The 20350-nt window shown below is 67.7% G+C and carries 18 protein-coding genes and 1 pseudogene; 10 read left to right on the forward strand and 9 right to left on the reverse strand.

The window, feature by feature from the left end:
- The 3 genes and pseudogenes from ACFW6D_RS11410 to ACFW6D_RS11420 all read left to right on the forward strand — a co-directional run.
- Positions 1–867 (forward strand): annotated as a pseudogene (locus ACFW6D_RS11410) (pyridine nucleotide-disulfide oxidoreductase); the annotation flags it as partial.
- A 10-nt stretch (positions 868–877) separates the two neighbouring features.
- Positions 878–2008, forward strand: a complete 1131-nt coding sequence (locus ACFW6D_RS11415; RefSeq protein ID WP_379327172.1) for an Mrp/NBP35 family ATP-binding protein — start codon at positions 878–880, stop codon at positions 2006–2008.
- 76 nt (positions 2009–2084) lie between these two features.
- The gene (locus tag ACFW6D_RS11420; protein WP_379327174.1) at positions 2085–2912 is read left to right on the forward strand and encodes an IclR family transcriptional regulator; all 828 of its coding nucleotides are present in this window, start codon (positions 2085–2087) and stop codon (positions 2910–2912) included.
- Here the strand turns inward: ACFW6D_RS11420 and ACFW6D_RS11425 are convergent.
- Positions 2909–4594 carry an FAD-binding dehydrogenase gene (locus tag ACFW6D_RS11425; RefSeq protein ID WP_379327176.1) on the reverse strand — a complete coding sequence of 562 codons (1686 nt, stop codon included), beginning with the start codon at positions 4592–4594 and terminating at the stop codon, positions 2909–2911. The genes ACFW6D_RS11420 and ACFW6D_RS11425 overlap by 4 nt on opposite strands.
- Positions 4595–4692: 98 nt before the next feature.
- Between ACFW6D_RS11425 and ACFW6D_RS11430 the strand changes: the two genes are divergently transcribed.
- On the forward strand, positions 4693–4905 hold the full coding sequence (locus tag ACFW6D_RS11430) for a hypothetical protein (RefSeq protein WP_379229709.1): 213 nt from the start codon (positions 4693–4695) through the stop codon (positions 4903–4905).
- A gap of 190 nt (positions 4906–5095) precedes the next feature.
- A complete protein-coding gene (locus tag ACFW6D_RS11435) occupies positions 5096–5749 on the forward strand; it encodes a cutinase family protein (RefSeq protein ID WP_379327178.1) in 654 nt (217 codons plus the stop codon).
- Positions 5750–5756: 7 nt separating this feature from the next.
- On the opposite strand, the gene ACFW6D_RS11440 is transcribed toward ACFW6D_RS11435, so the two are convergent.
- Positions 5757–6353, reverse strand: a complete 597-nt coding sequence (locus ACFW6D_RS11440; protein ID WP_379327180.1) for a TetR family transcriptional regulator — start codon at positions 6351–6353, stop codon at positions 5757–5759.
- A gap of 149 nt (positions 6354–6502) precedes the next feature.
- Here ACFW6D_RS11440 and ACFW6D_RS11445 point away from each other — a divergent pair, with 149 nt between their 5' ends.
- The 5 genes from ACFW6D_RS11445 to ACFW6D_RS11465 all read left to right on the forward strand — a co-directional run bounded on the left by ACFW6D_RS11445 (position 6503) and on the right by ACFW6D_RS11465 (position 10277).
- A complete protein-coding gene (locus ACFW6D_RS11445) occupies positions 6503–7729 on the forward strand; it encodes an alkane 1-monooxygenase (RefSeq protein WP_379327182.1) in 1227 nt (408 codons plus the stop codon).
- Positions 7729–7902 carry a rubredoxin gene (locus ACFW6D_RS11450; RefSeq protein WP_379229705.1) on the forward strand — a complete coding sequence of 58 codons (174 nt, stop codon included), beginning with the start codon at positions 7729–7731 and terminating at the stop codon, positions 7900–7902. The genes ACFW6D_RS11445 and ACFW6D_RS11450 overlap by 1 nt, the downstream gene beginning before the upstream one ends.
- Complete coding sequence (locus ACFW6D_RS11455) at positions 7899–8081, forward strand: rubredoxin (RefSeq protein ID WP_379219407.1); 183 nt, start codon at positions 7899–7901, stop codon at positions 8079–8081. Before ACFW6D_RS11450 ends, ACFW6D_RS11455 begins: the two co-directional genes overlap by 4 nt.
- Positions 8078–9271, forward strand: a complete 1194-nt coding sequence (locus tag ACFW6D_RS11460; protein WP_379327184.1) for an NAD(P)/FAD-dependent oxidoreductase — start codon at positions 8078–8080, stop codon at positions 9269–9271. Before ACFW6D_RS11455 ends, ACFW6D_RS11460 begins: the two co-directional genes overlap by 4 nt.
- A gap of 121 nt (positions 9272–9392) precedes the next feature.
- Positions 9393–10277 carry an NAD(P)H-binding protein gene (locus ACFW6D_RS11465; protein WP_379327186.1) on the forward strand — a complete coding sequence of 295 codons (885 nt, stop codon included), beginning with the start codon at positions 9393–9395 and terminating at the stop codon, positions 10275–10277.
- A 58-nt stretch (positions 10278–10335) separates the two neighbouring features.
- On the opposite strand, the gene ACFW6D_RS11470 is transcribed toward ACFW6D_RS11465, so the two are convergent.
- The 7 genes from ACFW6D_RS11470 to ACFW6D_RS11500 form a co-directional block, all read right to left on the reverse strand.
- Positions 10336–12369: an SDR family oxidoreductase gene (locus ACFW6D_RS11470; protein ID WP_379327188.1), complete on the reverse strand. Its 2034-nt coding sequence runs from the start codon at positions 12367–12369 to the stop codon at positions 10336–10338.
- Positions 12370–12644: 275 nt separating this feature from the next.
- A complete protein-coding gene (locus ACFW6D_RS11475; protein WP_379327190.1) occupies positions 12645–13748 on the reverse strand; it encodes a glycosyltransferase in 1104 nt (367 codons plus the stop codon).
- Complete coding sequence (locus ACFW6D_RS11480) at positions 13745–15085, reverse strand: glutamate-1-semialdehyde 2,1-aminomutase (protein ID WP_379327192.1); 1341 nt, start codon at positions 15083–15085, stop codon at positions 13745–13747. The genes ACFW6D_RS11475 and ACFW6D_RS11480 overlap by 4 nt, the downstream gene beginning before the upstream one ends.
- Complete coding sequence (locus ACFW6D_RS11485) at positions 15082–16428, reverse strand: GNAT family N-acetyltransferase (RefSeq protein WP_379327194.1); 1347 nt, start codon at positions 16426–16428, stop codon at positions 15082–15084. The genes ACFW6D_RS11480 and ACFW6D_RS11485 overlap by 4 nt, the downstream gene beginning before the upstream one ends.
- The gene (locus ACFW6D_RS11490) at positions 16425–17783 is read right to left on the reverse strand and encodes a glycosyl hydrolase family 28-related protein (protein WP_379327196.1); all 1359 of its coding nucleotides are present in this window, start codon (positions 17781–17783) and stop codon (positions 16425–16427) included. Before ACFW6D_RS11490 ends, ACFW6D_RS11485 begins: the two co-directional genes overlap by 4 nt.
- Positions 17780–19060: a Wzz/FepE/Etk N-terminal domain-containing protein gene (locus ACFW6D_RS11495; protein ID WP_379327198.1), complete on the reverse strand. Its 1281-nt coding sequence runs from the start codon at positions 19058–19060 to the stop codon at positions 17780–17782. Before ACFW6D_RS11495 ends, ACFW6D_RS11490 begins: the two co-directional genes overlap by 4 nt.
- Complete coding sequence (locus tag ACFW6D_RS11500; protein WP_379327200.1) at positions 19051–20319, reverse strand: hypothetical protein; 1269 nt, start codon at positions 20317–20319, stop codon at positions 19051–19053. The genes ACFW6D_RS11495 and ACFW6D_RS11500 overlap by 10 nt, the downstream gene beginning before the upstream one ends.
- Between the last annotated feature and the right edge of the window lie 31 nt (positions 20320–20350).

Below are 20350 nucleotides of genomic sequence, written 5' to 3' on the forward strand. Positions count from 1 at the left end.
GAGCTGCTGGCGACCGAGATCCCGCCGAACGTCTACGAAGGACTCAAGAACAACAAGGCCCTCGAGGTCCACGTCTTCGGACGTCGCGGCCCCGCGCAGGCCAAGTTCACGCCGCTCGAGCTGCGCGAACTCGATCACTCGCCGACGATCGAGGTCATCGTCAACCCCGAAGACATCGACTACGACGAAGGCTCCGAAGCCGCGCGTCGTAACTCCAAGCAGGTCGACATGGTCGCCAATACCTTGGAGCAGTGGGCCATTCGCGATCACGGCGATCGCCCGCACAAGCTGTTCCTGCACTTCTTCGAGTCCCCGGCCGAGGTCCTCGGTGAAGACGGCAAGGTCGTCGGTTTGCGGACCGAGCGCACCCAGCTCGACGGGACCGGCAACGTCAAGGGGACCGGCAACTTCACCGACTGGGACATCCAGGCTGTGTACCGCGCCGTCGGCTACCTCTCGCAGAACATCGCCGACATCCCGTTCGACGACCGCACCGGCACCATTCCCAACGAGTCAGGACGCGTGCTGATCGACCCAGGCGCGCGGGGGAGTGCGCGGTACCTGACCGGCGTCTACGTCACCGGCTGGATCAAGCGCGGCCCCGTCGGCCTCATCGGCCACACCAAGGGCGACGCCAACGAAACCGTCGCCTGCCTGCTCGCCGATCGCGCGCTCTTGGCACCAGCGCCGCGACCGGACCCCGACGCGGTGATCGATCATCTGGTCGCAGCGGGTGTTCCGTTCACGACCTGGGAAGGCTGGTACCGCCTCGACGCCCACGAACGGGCACTGGGCGAACCCGAAGGACGCGAGCGGATCAAGGTCGTCGCACGCGCGGACATGCTGCACGCCAGCCTGGCTCAGTGAGGAACAGCTCATGGAATTCCCGACCGAACCACAGATCGCAACCGCGCTCGCAGGTGTCGACGACCCCGAAATCGGCCGTCCCATCACTGAATTGAACATGGTCGAGACCATCGACATCGATGGGCACGGAGCTGTCGCCGTGCGCATCCTGCTCACCGTCGCAGGCTGTCCACTGCGGACGAAGATCAGCAACGACATCCGTGCAGCCGTGACCGCGGTGCCCGGCGTCACCGGGGTCGACATCGACTTCGGCGTGATGACCGAGGAACAGCGCCGCGAGCTGCGCCTGCAGCTACGTGGGCCCGACTCGGAGACGATATCGGCGCTCGCACAGCCGGATTCGCCGACCCGCGTCTACTGCGTGGTCTCGGGCAAAGGCGGGGTGGGCAAGTCCAGCGTCACCGTCAATCTGGCGGTGGCGCTGGCCCGGCGCGGCCTGCGCGTCGGCATCATGGACGCCGACGTCCACGGACACTCGGTGCCCGCGATGCTCGGAGTGTCCGCCACCCCCACCCTGGTGGAGCGAATGATGCTGCCGCCCATGGCCTTCGGGGTTCGGGTGATCTCGATCGGCATGTTCGTCGAAGACAACGCCCCTGTCGTCTGGCGAGGGCCCATGCTGCACCGCGCATTACAGCAGTTCGTCAACGACGTGTACTGGGGTGAGCTGGATGTTCTGCTGATCGATATGCCACCCGGCACCGGCGACGTCGCCATCTCCCTCGCCCAATTGCTGCCCGCCGCACAGCTTCTCGTCGTCACCACCCCGCAACGCACCGCGGCCCGCATCGCCGAACGCGCGGGCGCCGTCGCCGCGCAGACCGGTCAGCGGGTGGCAGGCATCATCGAGAACATGTCCTGGTACGACACACCCGACGGCACCCGCCACACTCCCTTCGGTGCGGGCGGGGCCACCGCGGTGAGCCGTGCGCTGAGCGGGCTGCTCGACACCCACTGCCCCGTCATCGGCCGGATCCCGTTCGACCCGACGGTCTGCGCGGCAGGTGACGAGGGTGCGCCGTTCGTCCACACCGACCCCTCCTGCGCGCCGTCGAAAGCCGTCGGGGAGATCGCGGCAACCCTCGCGCCGATCGTGCGTCGCCCGCTGCCGGTGACCCCCGTCACCCCAGCGATGGTCTGAGTTCCTGGCGAAATAGTGCGTAAGCGGAGCTGACGGCTCTAGTCTGTTACCGCTACGCACTGTGGAGGTTGGATCAATGACGGTCGAGATCGTGACCGAACCGGCACCGGAGGACCTGTGGACCGGATCGGGCCAGGCGACCGGTGCGCCGCCGACGTCGATGATCGAGCGGATGACGCTCATCCTGGACGCGTTCGACGCCGCCACTCCCACGCTGACACTGCTGGGACTCGCCGAACGCACCGGGCTGCCGCGCTCGACCGTGCACCGCATCCTCGACCAGATGATCCGGTTGCGCTGGCTCGCGCACACCCCCGGCGGCTACCGGCTCGGGCTGCGGGTGCTCGAACTCGGCGGGCTCGCGGCCGAGCAGAACGAGCTGCGCGAGGTGGTGGGGCCATTGCTGTACGAACTCAGTCAGCGCACCGGAATGGTGGGCCACCTCGCGGTGCTGGACGGGCGCGAGGTGTTGTTCCTCGACCGGTCGGGTGGCCGTGGTCGGATGGTGATTCCGACCCGCGTCGGCGGCAGGCTGCCCGCGCACACGACCGCCGTCGGCAAGGCGCTGCTGGCCACGCTGGAACCCGGGATCGCGGAGGCCTCGCTGCGCGGCAACGCCGTCGCACGGACCGCGCGCACGATCGTCGACCGCGCCGAACTGCTCCGCGAACTCGCGCGCATCCGCAACCGTCAGGGCGTGGCCGTCGATACCGAGGAGTCGTTGCCCGGCGTCGGCTGTGTGGCGGTGCCGATCCGTGGCCGCGGTGTCGCGGTGGCGGCGATCTCGCTGTCGGGCACGGTCAGGGGTGAGCGCACCGCACTCGACACCGCGCGGCTGGCTCGCGCGCTCGCCGAGGTGGCCAAGGAGGCTTCGCGCACCCTGTCACCTCGGCATCCGCACTAGGTGGTCTTCGCGATCGCCCTTCCGGCCGCCCGGCCCGAGAAGATGCACCCGCCGAGGAATGTCCCTTCCAGCGCGTTGTAACCGTGCACGCCGCCACCGCCGAACCCGGCGACCTCACCGGCGGCGTACAGGCCGGGGAACACCGAGCCGTCCGGGCGCAGCACCTGCGAATCGAGGTCGGTCTGCAGGCCGCCGAGAGTCTTGCGGGTGAGCACATTGAGGCGCACCGCGATGAGCGGGCCGTGGGACGGGTCGAGGATGCGGTGCGGTTTGACGACGCGGACCTTGTCGCCGAGGTACTTGCGGGCGCTGTTGATCGCGACCACCTGCGCGTCCTTGGCGTAGGAGTTGGCGACCTCGCGGTCCCTGGCCACGATCTGGTGTTCGAGGGTGGCCACGTCCAGCTTCGGTCCGCGGGCGAGCTCGTTCATGCCGTCCACGAGCTCGGCCAGTGATTCGGCGACCACGAAGTCCACGCCGTGCTTCTTGAACGCCTCCACCGGACCCGGCGCGCCTTTGGCGAGCCTGCTGCGCGCCGTGAGTTTCAGGTCCTTGCCGGTGATGTCGGGGTTCTGTTCCGAACCCGACAGGGCGAATTCCTTCTCGATGATCGACTGGTTCAGCACGAACCAGGAGTAGTCGTAGCCGGTCGACAGGATCTGGCGCATGGTCTCGTTGGTGTCGAAGCCGGGGAAACACGGTGCGGGCATGCGCTTTCCGCAGGCGTCGAACCACAGCGACGACGGGCCGGGGATGATGCGGATGGCGTGATCGGGCCAGATCGGGTCCCAGTTGTTGATGCCCTCGGTGTAGTGCCACATCCGGTCGCGGTTGACCAGCGCGGCGCCGGCCTCCTCGGAGATGCCGAGCATCCGGCCGTCCACATAGGCGGGGACGCCGGAGATCATCGTCTCCGGGCACGGGCCGAGCCGTTCGGTGGGCCAGTTGCGGCGGATGATGTCATGGGCGTGACCGATACCTCCCGAACTCACGAGCACCGCGGGAGCCCGGAAGGTGAACTCGCCCACCACATCCCGGTTCGATGCCTGGCCGCGGTCGGTGTCCGACGGCGCGAGGACGCTGCCGCGCACGCCGGTGACGGCACCGTCGTCGACGATCAGTTCGTCGACGCGATGACGGAAAGCGAAGCGGACCTTCCCTTTTGCCTCACCCGCCAGGACCGGCTCGAGGAACACACGCAGTACTTCGGGGCCGGTGCCCCAAGTGAGGTGGAACCGGGGCACCGAGTTGCCGTGGCCGTCGGCCATGCCTCCGCCGCGCTCGGCCCAGCCGACCAGTGGGGTGAAGCGCAAACCCAAGGCGTGCAGGTAATCTCGCTTCTCGTCGGTCGCGAATCGCACGTAGGCCCGCGCCCACTCGCGGCCCATCCGGTCCTCGTCCTCGCGATCGAACCCGGCCGAACCCAGCCAATCCTGTAGCGCCAGTTCGTAGGAGTCCTTGATCTTCAGCCGACGCTGCTCCGGGCTGTCGACCAAGAACAGCCCGCCCAGCGACCAGAACGCCTGCCCGCCGAGGTTGGCGCGATTCTCCTGATCGAGCACCAGCACCTTGCGGCCGGCGAGGACAAGTTCGTGCGCGGCGACCAGGCCCGCCAGTCCGGCCCCGACGACAATCGCGTCGGGAGTGAAATCTTCGGTGGGCTCAGGCGCTGTGCTCGACATGCCACGGAACGTAGCATTGGTTCGTCGGCGGGCGGGGCCAAGTCCTGGAAAACGCCCTGACCAGCGATATTTCATTCGATGAAAGGCTCGACACGCTCATGAACGTCCGAACCCGTACCGGCGCCGCCGTCCTCACGCTCGCCGTGGTGGCCGGCCTCGGCGCCACCTCCTGCTCGAAGTCGCGCTGGTGCGAGCGCGACCTGGGCGATGTCCACGTCGCCGACTCCTACTGCGAACGCAATGTGCCGGGCTACGAGTGGGAGCCCGATCACGACAAGCCCAAATACAAGAAGAAGTCCAAGAAGCACTGAGATCAGCGCGGGGCCTGGTGTGCCGCAGGCGATCCGAGATGTAACCGTGGCGCAGCCGATGCCGAGTTCGTGCCATGTGTATGTAGGTCAGCGGGTATTCCACCATTGAGCACGCCGAATGCCATTGGGCAGGAGGCGAATCGCTCTTTCTCTATTTCTCACAACGGCGTGAGAAGGGTAGGTGGTCGTCATGACCTATCGGAAGGTAGTTCGTATCGTCGCAAGGCACACAGCGCGAGCGCTGTCGGTGTTGCTACTGGCCGCGGGAATCGGGACAGCGATGTCCCCCGGGATGACAGCGTGGGCGCAGAGTTGCGCCACGATCGACGTCGTCATCGCCCGCGGCACAGTAGAACCCGGCTATCTGGGAGCCGCCGTCGGTGACCCGCTCTACGCGGTCCTGCGCGACCGGCTCCCGGTGGACACCACCGCCCACCGCGTCGAATACCCCGCCGACCTGCTTGTTCCCAGCACCTTCAGTGACGGCACACGGGCAATGACCACTCACCTGATCAACCAGGCCGCCGCCTGCCCCGACCAACGCTTCGTCCTGGTCGGGTACTCCCAGGGCGCGGTGGTCACCCACGGCATCCTCGGCTCCGCCGCCATCCCCGGCGGGTGGTCGCTACCCCCCGAGCTGTCCTCCCGCATCGTCGCGGTCCTCCTGTTCGGCGACCCCATGCGCCTGATCGGCGGCACCGTCACCCCCCTCTACGCCGACCGCACCGCAAACTATTGCGCCGCAGGCGATCCGGTGTGCGCGGGCGGAATCTTCCCGACCGCCCACGGCAGCTACGAGTGGGCCTTCGCGGCCGCGGCCGGACAGGTGAGCGCACGATTGTGAGCCCTGCTCATGGCATGACTCCGGACAGGACAGCGCCGATCTGCGCCACCGCGCGATCGACGCTGCCTGTCGGCTGGAACAAGTGACTCAGCGTCAGGCGGACCATGATCTCGACGACCGAGGTCAGCTCGTCATCGGTCATGGACGCGAATTCGTACTGCTCGCGGACGGTGGCGGTGAGCGCGGCGACGGCCCGCCCGAGTATCGGTTCCGGGTCGCTCACCAGAGCGGGCAGCAGGGCGGTATCGCCGTCCTGACGAGCTGAGAGCACCGCCTTGATCAAGGTGTTGTCGCCCGCGGTGCGCAGCGTGTACTCGGCGGCGGCCGTCATTCCTGCGAGCGGGTCGGCCGGATGTTGCGCCAGCGTCCCGGCGACTCCGGTCAGGTAGATGCCGGTCTCGCGCTCGATGAGGGCATCCGCGAGTGCCTGCTTGGTGCCGATCTCCTTGTAGAGAACCGGCCTACTGATGCCGACCTCCTTGGCGACCCGCGACATGTTGACCGCGCCCCAGCCCTCGGCGACGACCATCGTGCGCGCGGCGTCGATCATCCGGTCGCGCAGCAACTGGCGCATTTCTGCCTGAAAGTTCGGTGGTTCTGCCACGTGATCATCCTACATGTGTTGGCTGATGTGCTTGATCGTTGACAGTGTGCTGCTATCTGTATCCAATCGGAACAACAAGAGCTATTGTGTAAACGAAGATGACTTCGAGCGAGCAGATGTCCGAAGTCTCAGTGATCAGGAGAATGCCAATGACGACATCGCGAATCGGCGAGCCCGCAGCATCCACAGCACCGCCGCACTGGCGAGATCCCAAGCGATACTTGTGGCTGTTCGGGCTCGTCGCTCCGAGCGCGACCCTGTTGGCGACCGGTTTCGTGTGGGTCTTCAACCAGTTCGGCTGGCAGGCCGTGGCTCCCGTGTGGTGGTGGCTCGGGCCGATCCTGCTGTATGTGCTGCTGCCCACCCTTGATCTGTTCTTCGGGCCCGACGGCAAGAACCCGCCCGAAGAGGTGATGGAGCAGCTGGAGAACGACAAGTACTACCGCTACTGCACCTACGCCTATATTCCGCTGCAGCTGGTCAGCCTGGTGTTCGCCTGTTACCTGTGGACCGCGGACAACCTGTCCTGGCTCGGCGTCGACGGGGGTCTCGGCCTGATCTCCCAGGTCGGCCTGGCCTTCAGCATCGGCACGATGGGCGGCGTCGGCATCAACACCGCGCACGAACTCGGCCACAAGAAGGACGAACTCGAGCGTTGGCTGTCGAAAATCACGCTGGCGCAGACGTTTTACGGTCACTTCTATATCGAGCACAATCGTGGCCACCATGTGCGTGTCGCGACGCCGGAGGATCCGGCCAGCGCTCGATTCGGCGAGTCGTTCTGGGGTTTTCTGCCGCGCAGCGTGTGGGGCAGCTTGACGTCCTCATGGGAGCTGGAGCGCACCCGGATGCATCGACTGGGCAAGCGGACGTTCTCCCTGCAGAACGACGTGCTCAACGCTTGGCTCATGTCGGTGGTGCTGTGGTCGGCGCTGGTGGCGGTCTTCGGTCCGTCGATCCTGCCGTTCCTGGTGATTCAGGCGATCTACGGCTTCTCGCTGCTGGAGACGGTGAACTACCTCGAGCACTACGGTCTGCTCCGGCAGAAGACCGCCTCGGGCCGCTACGAGCGCTGCACTCCCGAGCACAGCTGGAACTCCGACCACATCGTCACCAATATCTTCCTGTATCACCTGCAGCGGCACAGCGACCATCACGCCAACCCCACCCGCCGCTACCAGATCCTGCGGCACATGGACGGCGCGCCGGAGCTGCCCAGCGGCTACGCGAGCCTGATCGGCCTGGCGTACCTGACTCCGGTGTGGCGCAAGGTGATGGACCATCGCGTCCTCGACCACTACCACGGCGATATCACCCGGGTGAACATCCAGCCGAGCAAGCGGGCGAAGGTCCTGGCGAAGTACGGAGTGAACTGATGGCTTACCGCTGTCCCGTCTGCGATTACGTCTACGACGAGCAATCCGGCGCTCCCCGTGAGGGTTTCCCGCCCGGCACTTCCTGGTCGGAGATCCCCGACGACTGGTGCTGTCCCGACTGTGGCGTCCGTGAGAAGGTCGATTTCGAGCTGAAGGAAGGCGCGTCCCGATGAGCGACTACAAATTGTTCCAGTGTGTTCAGTGTGGCTTCGAGTACGACGAGGCGCTCGGCTGGCCCGAGGACGGTATCGAGCCCGGCACCCGCTGGGACGACATCCCCGACGACTGGTCCTGCCCCGACTGTGGTGCCGCCAAGGCCGATTTCGACATGCGGGAGGTGAGCCGCGGATGAGCGGGCGGATCGTCATCGTCGGCACCGGTGTCGCCGGTGCTACCGCCGCCCAGACCCTGCGCCGGGAGGGCTACGCCGGCGAGATCGTGCTCGTCGGCGCGGAACCCGACCTGCCGTATCGCCGGCCCGCGGTCTCCAAGGAACTGCTCGCGGGCACCACGCCGTTCCAGCGGGTGGTGCTGAGGCCGGTGAAGTTCTGGGCCGACAGCGCGGTCGATCTGCGTCCGGCCACGCGGGTACGCGCGATCGACACCGACAGTGCGACAGTGCGATTGAGTACGGGCGAGGTGCTCGGGTACGACAGCCTGCTGCTGGCCACCGGCGCTCGAGCGCGCACCATCGACACCGTGTCGACCCGCGTGCACACCCTGCGGACACAAGCCGACGTCGCAACGCTGCAAGGTGCGATCGATGCGGGCGGCTCGCTGCTGATCATCGGCGGCGGACTGATCGGCTGCGAAGTCGCCGCCACCGCCCGCGGTCTCGGTGCCGAAGTGACCCTGTTGAACTCCGGCCCCGCGTTGCTCGATCGGATCGTGCCGCAGGCTGTCTCGGACCTGGTGCGCGAAATCCACGTCGAGCACGGTGTCATGGTCGAGAACAGTACTACCACAACACAACTCGTCGACACCGCCGACGGCGTCACCGCCACCACCGCAGACGGCCGCACCATCACCGCGACCGCCGCCCTGGTCGCTATCGGTTCGGTCCCCGACACCGCCCTGGCCGAATCCGCAGGCATCGCGGTGAACGACGGCATCATCATCGACCAGCACTACCGCACCTCGGCCCCCGCAGTCTTCGCCGCAGGCGACGCGGCAACCGGATTCAACCCGCGCCGTGGCGAATTCGAGCGCGGCCAACACTGGAACACCGCAATGTCCGACGGCGCCGCAGCCGCAAAAGCCGTCCTCGGCCACCCCGCAACCCCCGCCGAAATCCCCTGGGGTTGGACCGACCAACACGGCCTGTCCATGCAATTCGCAGGCTGGATCCATCCCCACGACGACCTGGTCATCGACGGCGACCTGAACTCCGGAGACTTCCTCGCGATCGCCCTGGAGAACGGCCGCCCAGTCGGCGCCGTCGCCATGGCAAGACCGAGAGAACTTCGAGCCACCCGCACCCTCATTGCCGCGGGGGCCCCGTGGTCGCCGAGCTCATCCCTGGACCTCGTTCGATCGCGCTGAACAGCGGGCCGACCGTCTGGCCTGGGTCCAAGGCGGCGGGCATCAGCGCTACCAGGAGCCGGATCCGCCATTATCCCGGTTGCGGTCAGGAAGTGGCCGCAATGGGCTTTAGCGTGGGTTTATGGGACTTCGCGAGAGTGAGAAGCGGATTGTCGTTACTACGCCGGTGGGGCATGTGGGGGCCCGGGTCGTGCAGTTGTTGGTGCAGGCGGGGGTTCGGCCGACAGTGCTGATGCGCGATCCGGGGCGGCTCGATGGTGCGGTGCGTGAATTCGTCGACGTCGTGCAGGTTGATCAGGGGGATTCGGAGGCGGTGGTGCGGGCTACCGAAGGGGCTGATCGGTTGTTCTGGGTGGATCCGCCTGCGCTGGTGGCGGGGGATCCGGTGGCGGGGTATGCGCGGATGGGGGCTTCGGCGGCGCGGGCTGTTGTCGAGAACGGGATCGAGGCGACGGTGTTTGTCAGTAGTGGGGGCGCCGAGAAGCGGGGTGGGGCAGGGGAGATCGACGGGTTGGCGCGGACCGAGGAGTTGCTCGATGGGACCGGAGCGAATGTGGTGCATCTGCGGTGTGGCTATTTCTTCACCAACCTGCTGACTCAGCTCGATGAGATCAGGGCGGGCACCCTGTCCACGCCGTGGCCGTTGGACCATGCGATGGGGTGGGTGGACCCGCGCGATATCGGGGAGGTGGCCGCGGTTCGGCTGCTGTCGGATGCGTGGTCGGGGCGGGTCGTGCAGGCGGTGCACGGGCCGCAGGACCTGACCTTCACCGATGTCGCCGAGGTCTTGGGCAGGCAGCTGGGGCACGAGGTCACCCCGATTCACCTCGCCGACAACGAGTTCCGGGAAATGCTGCGATCGGCGGGCCTCGGAGAGAGGCAGATCGATGGCATCGCGGGCATGTCGGCGGGATTGAGCTCCGGGTTCGTCGCCGAAGATCCACGCACAGCGCTCACCACCACGCCGACGACCCTCGCGGCCTGGGCGAGCACCAACCTGCGGTGAGAGACAACCGGCCGGTCACGACATCGCACGTTGTGACCGGCCGGTTCTCAGTGGTTGCTCACCAGTGCACGCCGGGCAGAATCCGGCCCACCCTGGCGGCGGATTGGGGCATCACCATCAGCGGAGCGAACACCGGACCCAGAACGGTGAGGGCATTGCGCATCGGTTCGGCAGGTTCGACCGGCTCGGCGGGTTCGGCCACGACCGTGACCTCGCTCGGCTTCCGCTGCGCCGCAGTGGATTCCCCGAACAGGCGGAACCCGGTGTGCATGATCGTGCGCTTGAGCGACGGCAAGAACATCTCGACCGCCTGGGCGAACGTACCGACGGGGGTATCGATGCGGTCGGGGCGTTCCAGCAGTGCGCGAATCACGATGTCGGCCGCGCGATCCGGGTCGGGCAGGGGCAGGTAGCGGTACACCTCGGTCGGCGCGATCATCGGGGTGCGGACGAGTGGCATCCGGATAGAGGTGAAAGTGACACCGGCGCCACGATTTTCGACGGCGGCGATCTCGCTGAAATTGTCCAGGGCGGACTTGCTCGCCGCGTAGGCGGCGAAGCGGGGCACCTTGGTCTGCACGGCGATGGACGAGATATTGACGATGTGACCGAAGTGGCGTTCGCGCATCGACGGCAGCAGCCCGAGGATCAGGCGAACCGCACCGAAGTAGTTGACCGCCATGGTCCGTTCGAAGTCGTGCATACGGTCCACGGAGTTGGCGACCGAGCGGCGGATGGAACGGCCCGCGTTGTTGATCAGGTAGTCGACGTGGTCGTGCTCGGTGAGCACCGTCTTGACGAGCAGCTCGACGCCCTCCGCATCGGTGATATCGCAGGGGTAGGCGAACGCGGTGCCACCCTCGGCGCGCACGGATTCCGCTGCGGCCGTGAGGTCTTCGATGCCACGCGCGACCATCAGCACGATCGCGCCACGGCGGGCAACGGCGTGGGCGGTAGCCAGACCGATACCAGAGGAAGCCCCGGTGATCAGCACGGTGCGACCGGCGAGCTGCGGCGCGTTCGCGGCTTGCCGCCCACGAGTCGGGTCCAGGTTGGCACGCCAGAACTCCCACAGGCGATCCGCGTAGGTATCGAAGGCGGGCACGGTGAGCCCGGGCAGCTGCGCCCGCGTGGAATCGGAGATGAACTCCGCGGTGAAACCGACGTGCGGAGCGACCTCGGCGGGAATGCCCGCCTGCTCGAACAGGAAGTCGCGCACCGCATTCGCGCCCGGCACCAGACCCAGACCGCTCAGCGCCCGTGCGCTGCCCGGCACGGTGCCGATCCCGACGGGACCGCCGGCGGCGGTGGCCAGCGCGCGGTAGATCTCGCCGAACGGCTGCGGCCGCGGGTTCACCAGGTGGAACGTGCGCCCGTCGAGACCCTCGCGCCGCACCAGTCGCACCATCGCCTCGGCGACGTAGTCGACCGGCACCACATTGGTCGAGCCCAGGTCCGGCAGCGGCAACGGCAGCTCGGACGGCAGGGTCGCCAGCGCGGAGATGGCGGAGAAGAAGTAATAGGGGCCGTCGATCTTGTCCATCTCACCGGTGCTGGAATCGCCGACGATGATCGCCGGGCGATACACCCGCCAGCGCACGTCGTCGGCCTCGCGAACGAGCTTCTCCGCGGCGAACTTGGTGCGGTGATACGGCGAGGTCAGGTTCTGGCCGAGGTCGAAATCCTCCTCGAAGAACTTGCCGGGATGATCGCCCGCCACTGCCACCGAGGACACATGGTGCAGGGTGGCGTCGAGGCTGCGGGCCAGCTCGATCACCGAGCGGGTGCCCGCCACATTGGCGGCGTGGGCTGTTTCCTCGTCGGCGGTCATGTCGTAGACCGCACCGAGGTGCAGCACGTGATCGGCTCGTGGGGCGCCGTCACCGAGGCCGAGGCCTTCGGCGGTCAGGTCACCGACCAGCGCGAAGACACGATCGCTGTCGGGATGTTGCGCATTGTGAGCGGTGAATTTGGCCAGCGATTCGGCGCGCACCAGCACGTGCACTATCGCGGTGGGGTCGGCCGCGAGCAGCCCTCGCACCACGCGCCGTCCCAGAAATCCGGTACCGCCTGTCACGATGTAGGAAACCATCGCCCCTCCTGAAAATCTCGAAACACGGTGTCGCGCAACAGTGATCGGCATGCGGCGGTGGATGCGAAATCAACGGTTGAGGTCCAGCAGCGAAGTGGCTGGAGAGAAACCGGGTACATCGTCGTCCCGGCTGGGCCTAACCGTACTCGCCAGTAACCTTGCCGGGCAAGCTTTCGGGTGTCTGTGACCGTGTGGGGTTTGTCACCCGTCGTCGCAGGTCAAAGGGTATGTGTGACAAGAGATTTCCGTAACTCCAAGTTTCGGACAACTTGTCGCTACCGTGCCGCCAGTACCTCGCTGACGGTGCTCGCCATCCGCGAGCGGAACACCTCGGGGGCGAAGGTGTTGGCGTGGTCGCGGATCTTCGCGGGATCGTAGGCCGCCGAACTGAACTCGCGCATGCGCTCGGCCAGTGCCGCGACGACGTCGGCATCGGAGCCCGCCGGAACGTATTCACCGGTGACGCCGGGGCGCACCGTGTCGAGGGCGCCGCCCGCGCCGACCGCGAGCACCGGCGTGCCACACGCCATTGCCTCCACCGGGACGATCCCGAAGTCTTCGATGCCGGGCATGAGTAGGGCTCGGCAGCGCCGGTACATGTCCTGCAGCAGCTCGCCGGAGGTGGCGCCGAGGAATGTCGTCTCCGAACCGGCTATCTCGTCGAGCTGAGCACGGAAACGCCCCTCGCCGAGCACGACCAGGCGGACCCCGGCCCGTTGCGCGGCGCGTATGGCGAGATCGGCGCGCTTGTAGGGCACGAGCCTGCCCGCGCACAGGAAGAAGTCCTCGCGCGCAACGGTCGGATCGGGGGTGAAGCGGCTGACCTGCACGGGTGGGTTCACGACCGAGGCGGGCAGGCCCCACCAGTCGGTGACCCGCTCGGCGACCGCGTGGGAGTTGGCGACGACGTGGGTGAGCCGTGGCGCGGCGCGCAGTTCACCGCGCCGGGCCACGGCACCCAGTGCGCCGAGCGCGAGTTGGCCTGCGCGGCCACCGGCCTCCTGTGCGCGGAACTCGCGATCCCAGGCCCAGCGGGCGGGGGAGTGCACGTAGGCGACGACGGGTGCGTCGGTCGCGAGGGCGGCCTGGGTGGCGAAGGCGTGATGGCTGATCACGACGACATCGAAGTCGCGCAACGGCATTCGACGCAGGGCGCGGGGGACCAGTGGGAGCAGGGGTGCGTGCCGACCACCGGTGTAGGTGTGCGCTCTGCTGAGCCAGGTGTCGTGCACGGTGCGTACGGGTTCGCGCAGGCCGCCGGGGGCGACGATCGGCGCGAAAACCTGTGCCTCGGGCCAGGTTTCGACGAATTCGCCGATGACGGCCTCGGAGCCGCCGAACTCGGTGAAACGCTCGTGGACGATCGCGACACGGGTCATCGGAGGGTGCTCGCTTCGATCTGTCGGGGCGCCGCGGTGCGACGCAGTGCGGGGGCGACGGGTCGGCCGCGCAGGAGTCCGTCGACGGTGCCGTGCTCGATCGCGCGCCGATAGACCTCGGCGGCCTCGGCGCAGGCGGCGACGGTAGTGGCGATCGCGTCGGTGTCGTGGGCGGCGGAGGTGACGAAGGACTGGCCGAGCACTCCGCGCACCAGGAGTTCCTGGAGGAACAGCGTTCGAAATGCTTGTGAAGGTGCGCCTTCCGCATCCGAGGTGCGGTAGATGAGGCAGGACGGTCTGCCGCGTACCTGGAGGAAATCGGCGATGCCGAGGTCAGCGGCGATCGCGTTCACCCCGTCGGACAGTGCTCGGCCCGCCTGTTCCATCCGGGCGACGGGGTCCTCGGTGCGGTAGGCGTGGACCACCGCCCGAAACGCTGCCAGAGAGGATGTTTCGGGGCCGTGGGTCGTCGAGAGCAGGAAAACCCGGTCGTGATCGGTGCGCAAGCCGCCCCGCTCCATGTACTCGCGTTTGCCCGCGAGCGCGGAGATCGGGAAGCCGTTACCCATCGCCTTGCCCCAGCACGACAGGTCCGGCGTGACGCCGTAGACGGCTTGGGCGCCGCCTGCCGACCACCGGAAGCCGGTGATCATCTCGTCGAACACGAGCAGTGTGCCGTGCCGATCACACAGTGCGCGAACACCTTCCAGGTATCCGAGCAGCGGTTCGGCCATGGCTGTCGCGGCTTCCATGAAGACCGCGGCCACGGAACCGTCCGCCAGGAGAGCGGCCAGCGCGTCGAGATCGTTGTACGGGAATTTCACGGTGTCCACGGTGGGGATGCCGCCCGCCATGTCGGTGGTGCCGATGAACCAGTCGTCGACGGAGAAGAACGGCTGATCGCAGATGGCGACGGTGGTGCGACCGGTGACCGCTCTGGCCAGGCGGACCGCGGCGGTGGTGGCGTCGGAGCCGTTCTTGGCGAACTTCACCATGTCGGCGCCGGGCACCAGCGACAGGAAGTCCTGCGCGGCAAGCAGTTCCAGTTCGGTGGGGCGGCTGAAGCTGACACCGTCGGCGATGGTGTTCGACACGGCGGTGAGCACGGGTGCGTAGGCGTGGCCGAGGGTGACCGCGCGCAGGCCCATCCCGTACTCGACATAGCGATTGCCGTCGACATCCCAGACGTGAGCGCCGTTGCCGCGCACCAGGATCGGTGCCATGGACTCGGGGTACTGGTCGGCGCCGCGGGCATAGGTGTGCGCGCCGCCGGGGACGAGGTCGTGCAGGCGGGCCTGCACGGCGTTGCTTCGATCGAAACCGCGATGGGCTGTCATGCGTGTTCCCCTCCGGTGTCGGTCACAGCCGTCGCGGTGGTCCGCGCGGTGCTGAACGCCCACAGCTCGTGTTCGGCGAATTCGCCGTCGACACCGGGGTAGCGGTGCATGGTGCCCTCGTGTCGCAGACCGGCCGCGAGCGCGAGCGCCCCACCCGCGTGGTCGGTGGACGGCACGGCCAGCGTCAACCGCCAGATCCCGAGGTTTTCGGTGGCGTGCGTGACCAGTAGGCGCAACGCGCTGACCGCGATCTCCGGGTCGGTCTCGGGGGAAACCCACACGGCGGCACGGACATTGCGATCGAACATGTCGCGGTCGAAGAGGTGGCACTCGCCGACGTAACGACCGGCCGCTTCGATGACGAGGACAGCGCCGTGGCGACCGCGCAGGCCCGTCCGGGCAGCGGCCTTGGCGCGCCTCCACTCCCGCCGGGTCTGACACCGCGCCCACTCCTCGGGCGTACTCCCTGGTGCGAGCAACGACTGCGCGGCGATTCGTGCGGCCCGACGGCTGTCGAAATCGTCTCTGCGCCAAGGGCGTAGCGTCACCGCGGCGTGCTCGTCGCGAGCAGTGCCCGGCGTTGCCGACCGCAGCGGGTCGACGGCGTGCCGCATCTTGCCGAGGTAGTAGCGTGCCCGCGCCCGCGCGACCGTGTACCTCGAGATCGGTGGCACGGAATCGGCGGCGCGGTGTGGCGTGGAGTCGGGTGCGGTCCCCGTGGTGGGGTGCGCCGCGAGATAGCCGTCCATCCAATCGGCGGCGAATCCGCCTGCGGGGACCCGATCGCTGGTGACCGCCCACAATTCGTGGTCGACGCGGCCGGTGCCGACGTCGAAGTACCCGGTCATCACCGCCTCCATCGTCCAGCGCTGCCGAACCGCGCGTCGGGCCCCGGCATTGGTGACCGCGATCGGCGCGGTGATCCGCTCCAGCGCCACGGTGTCGAACCCGAAATCGAGCAGCAGCGACCCGGCGAGCCCACTCGCACCACGTCGGGCGACCTCGGCGTCGACCCAGACGCTGAGTTCGGCGGTGCCCGAGTCGATGCCGACCAGCTCGAGCTGCCCGGCGAACCGGCCGTCGATCTCGAGCACCGTGCTCACCCGGCGCCCAGCCCTGGCTTCTGCTCGGGCCGTGAGACATTCACGCACCCAGCGGGTCGCCGTGTGCCGCTGGTCCCAGGTCAGCGGGGACCGGAACCAGTACGGTTCGAGGCAGTCGCGATCACGCAGGCGAATCCGCTGCCACTGCGCGAAGTCGCCGAAAGCCGGTGGCCGCAGCAGCACTGTGACGCCGTGCAGGCGCACCGGTCCCAGCGTCACCGCGGCATAGGAGGTGCTCATTGTCGCGGCCGTTGTCTGCCCATGGCCACGGTGCGCAACGCGCCGTCGTTGCCGACGGCCAGGCGCCAGTAGCTCCCGGAAGGATCTTTGAGTACCAGCCCGGCGTCGGCGTGATCGGAAAGCCAAGCGCCGCTGGACAAGACGGCCGCGCGGACCGCCCCGTCGCTGCCCTGCGCCTGGAACAGATCGGCGTCACCCTGCCCGGCCCTGGTGATCACCGTGCCGGTGAAGCGCGAGGTGCGCATCCCGCTGCGCCCGATCACCTGCCACCCGTCGGGAAACACGCCCGCCCGCAGATCGTCGGCGGTGCCGGAGATCAGGTTGATCGCGGTGCCCTCCGAGCAGCCGATGGGGTCGATGCGCAATTCGACGGCGGGCCGGTCGGATTCCTGATCGAAGACCACATTCGCCAGATACGGCTGCCTGCAGTACACGAGGTCGATCCCGACCGAGCGGGCCGCGACCTTGCAGTTGACCATGCCGAACTGGGCGGGCCCACCTTTGCCTTTCGTTCCGACCGAGACGGCGATATCGGCGCCTTCGAACCAGATGTTGGTGAGCCACCAGTCATTGGCCGCACCGTCGACCATCAGATGCCGGTCGGTGGTGCGGGGGTCGCGGTCGGAGACGAATTCGACGTTGGTCAGCGCCAGGCCCGCATTGTGATCGTTTCCGGTGCCGAGTACGCCGACGTAGTTGCTGGTGAACTTCGACGAGGTGACGTAGTTCTGGATGCACTGGGTCTCGAGGCCGACCCCGAAATTGTTGATATCGCAGTTGATGAATGCGGTGCCACCGGTATTGCGATCCAGGACGACACCGCGCTGGGCCAGGAAGCGAGGGTGGTTGTCGCTGAGGTGATTTCCGCGGATCACGACGCCGTCGAAGGAACAGCGGAAGCACTCCGACAGTACGAAAGCGGTGGCGCGCGGGCCGGTGAGATAGAAGCCGATGCGGGAGAACCGGACTCGGCTGCGTTTTTCCAGTCGGATCAGCGTGACATCGTCCTCGCAGAATATGACGCTGGAGTCGCCGCCGTCGCCGAGAACCGTGGCGTAGTCGGGCATCTCGGGCCATGACCGGACGCGATAGGTGCCCGCGGGGAAGTACAGCACCACCGGTGTGTCCCTGGCCGCCGCGGCCGCCGCGATGGCGGCCGTATCGTCGGCCTTGCCGTCGCCGACCGCCCCGAAGTCGCGCACATTGCGGGCAGCGGGCGCATCGCTGACGTGCGGTGACCGGAACTCCGCACCCGGTTCCGGGTCGGCGGTACACGCCGCAGCAAGCGGCAATACCGCCGCGGCGCCGAAGGTGGCGGCCAGCAGACGCCGCCGCCCGACAGCTTCCTCGCTCACAGCGGCAGCCGTTCCAGGAAGCGGGCCAGAGGAGCCGACGGTCTGCTGTACACCACCGCTCCGGTGAGTTTCGCGGCGCCGAAGGTCGCCAGTGCGCCGCGCAAGCCGGGGTCCGACAGCGCGCCGAGTTCGACGATGCCGACGGTCGCATCGCACAGCGGCGCGACGCCGATCGCGTCCGCGGCGACGGTGACCGGCGCGGTCTCCACGATGACATGGTCGAAACGCGAGGTCAGATCGGTGAGCAGGTCGGCGAACCGCGCCGACACGAGCAGATCGGGCGTCTGCTGATCGGCCGCACCCAGCGGCAGGAACGCGATCCCGGTCTCCGACCACGGCGTGAGCGCCTTGGCGGCGGGCAGGGTGGCGCGCAGCACCGCCGACAGCCCCGGGCTGTCGCTGGTGATGAACCCGGAACTGCCTGCGCCACTGGTGTCGGCGTCGATGAGCACCACGTGCTGTCCGCTGTCGGACAGCGAACGGGCAAGTGCCATGGCCACATCCGGCTCCGACCGTGGCGACAGGCTCGTCAACTGCACGGACTTCGCGGGGTCGTGCTGGAGCAACCGGCTGCGCAGCCGTCGCGTCTCACCGGCCGCACCCGGCCTGCCCGCATCGATCACACCCAGTACCGGCACCGGCAAGGCCGCAGCCACAGCATCCGGGGTGCGCAGCGAACGGTCGGTGCGCTCGCGCAGCAGCGCGGCGCCGAAGCCGAAGGCGAGACCGGCGATCAGACCCAGCAGCACGATCCGACCCGGCTGCGGGCCGAGCGGTGTGCTCGGCACCTGCGCCTTGTCGACCACCGCGACCCGCGCCGCCGGTGCGGCGTCGCGCTGGATGTGCTCGAGTTCATCGACGAGTTTGCGGAACTGAGCCACCGCGGAATCGGTGAGATCCCGGGCGCCGGTCGCCGTCGAATCCTGCACCGTGATCACGATCACCGAGGTCGCGGGCGGCGAACTGGCGGTGATCTTTTCGCGCATCTGCTCCGGGGTGATCTTCAACCCCTTCTCGTCGACCACCCGGGCCGCGACGGTCGTCGAGGCCGCCAGGTCGAGGTAGGACCGCACGCGTTGCTGCGCGGCCAGACCACCCTGATAGGAGTCGTTGACCGAGGTACCCGTCGCCATCGACACATACATCGAACTCGACGCCGAATAGGTGCTCGGTAGTGTCTGCGCGTAAGCCCACGCGGCCGCCGTGCACACCAGCACGACGCCCACGATCAACAGCCATCGCTGTCGTACGATGCGCCAGATATCGATCAAACCCATCGCTGGGACTCCATTTCCCCTGATACCACACTTGATTCGGTGCGCCGGAACTCTTCGACGACCAGATAGACGAGCCAGGCCAGCACGGCGGTCTGGGCGAATTTGCCGAGATTCTCCATGCTGCCGAGAATCCCGCGCTCGAACAGTGTCGAGGCGCCGGTGATCGCCAGACCGAGCACGACCACCGGAAACCACCGCGAGTACAGCGAATACGACCACGCCAGCAGCAGCGCGAAGGTGAACAGCGCGCACACCACCACGCCGGTGTAGCCGCCGAGCACGTAGCCCTCGTTGAAATTGCCCTCGGCGAGCGAGACCGTCACGGTGCTCATATCCACCGAGGCGCCGCGCACCTCGTTCGCCCACGCGGTCCCGGACTGGAATTTCTCCAGCCCGAGCAGTGGTGCCGGGATGAGGCTCAGGCTCGCGTGCTGGGCTACTTCGGCGGGCGTGAGCCAGCCGCCGGGACCGTAGAACAGCGCGTCGGTCGCGGCTTCGAGGAGATCGAACCGGCGCAGGATGCTCAGGAACGGCTGCACGCTCTCCGGGTAGATCGCATCGACTGAGGCCGCGTCGCGGGCGGCGGTGCCGGTGGATTTGAACGACTGCAGCCAGCCGAAGCCGATCACCCCGAGCACGCCGATACCCGCGACGCCGAGGGCGGTGCGCCGGTTCCAGCCGATCATCGAGAACCGGATGGCCAGTGCCAGCGCTGCACCCAGGATCGGGGTCTTGGACTGCACCACCGACGACCACCACAGTTCCCCGGCGAGCAGACCGGCGAGGATGATCGCGGTGCGGCGCGGGTCGGGTGGGCGTAGGAAGATGATCAGACCGATCGCGGCGATCGAGGCCGGGACGGCGAGGAATGCCAGCAGTGGGTTGGCGCTGTCGACCTCGCCTGCGGTGCCCGCCGACCCCGACGCCTTGCCCGCGAGCCGGCCGAACATGCCGAGGACATAGAGCGCGATCAGCGCGGGCACGAAATCCGGATCGTCGAGGGCGGCGGCGCGCCGGAGCGGTCTGCGGTAGGCCCAAACGGCATAGGCGACAACCAGTGCCGCGTACACCCACAGTCCGAACACGACATGCTCCAAGGCCAGGGCGATCCCGCGGTCGTAGCCGAGGTCGGCCAGGCGCGGGTCGGGCACGTTGTCACCGAAGTGTGGTTCCGGGCGGACCGTGAGCAGCACCAGCGGGCGCGCCACATACGACAGCGACCAGAACACGGCCTGCGCGATGAGGAACACCCGGGCCACGCCGGGGACCCAGAGGGCGGCGACCGCGATG

The organism is Nocardia sp. NPDC058705 (assembly GCF_042749305.1).
Taxonomy (GTDB): Bacteria; Actinomycetota; Actinomycetes; order Mycobacteriales; family Mycobacteriaceae; genus Nocardia.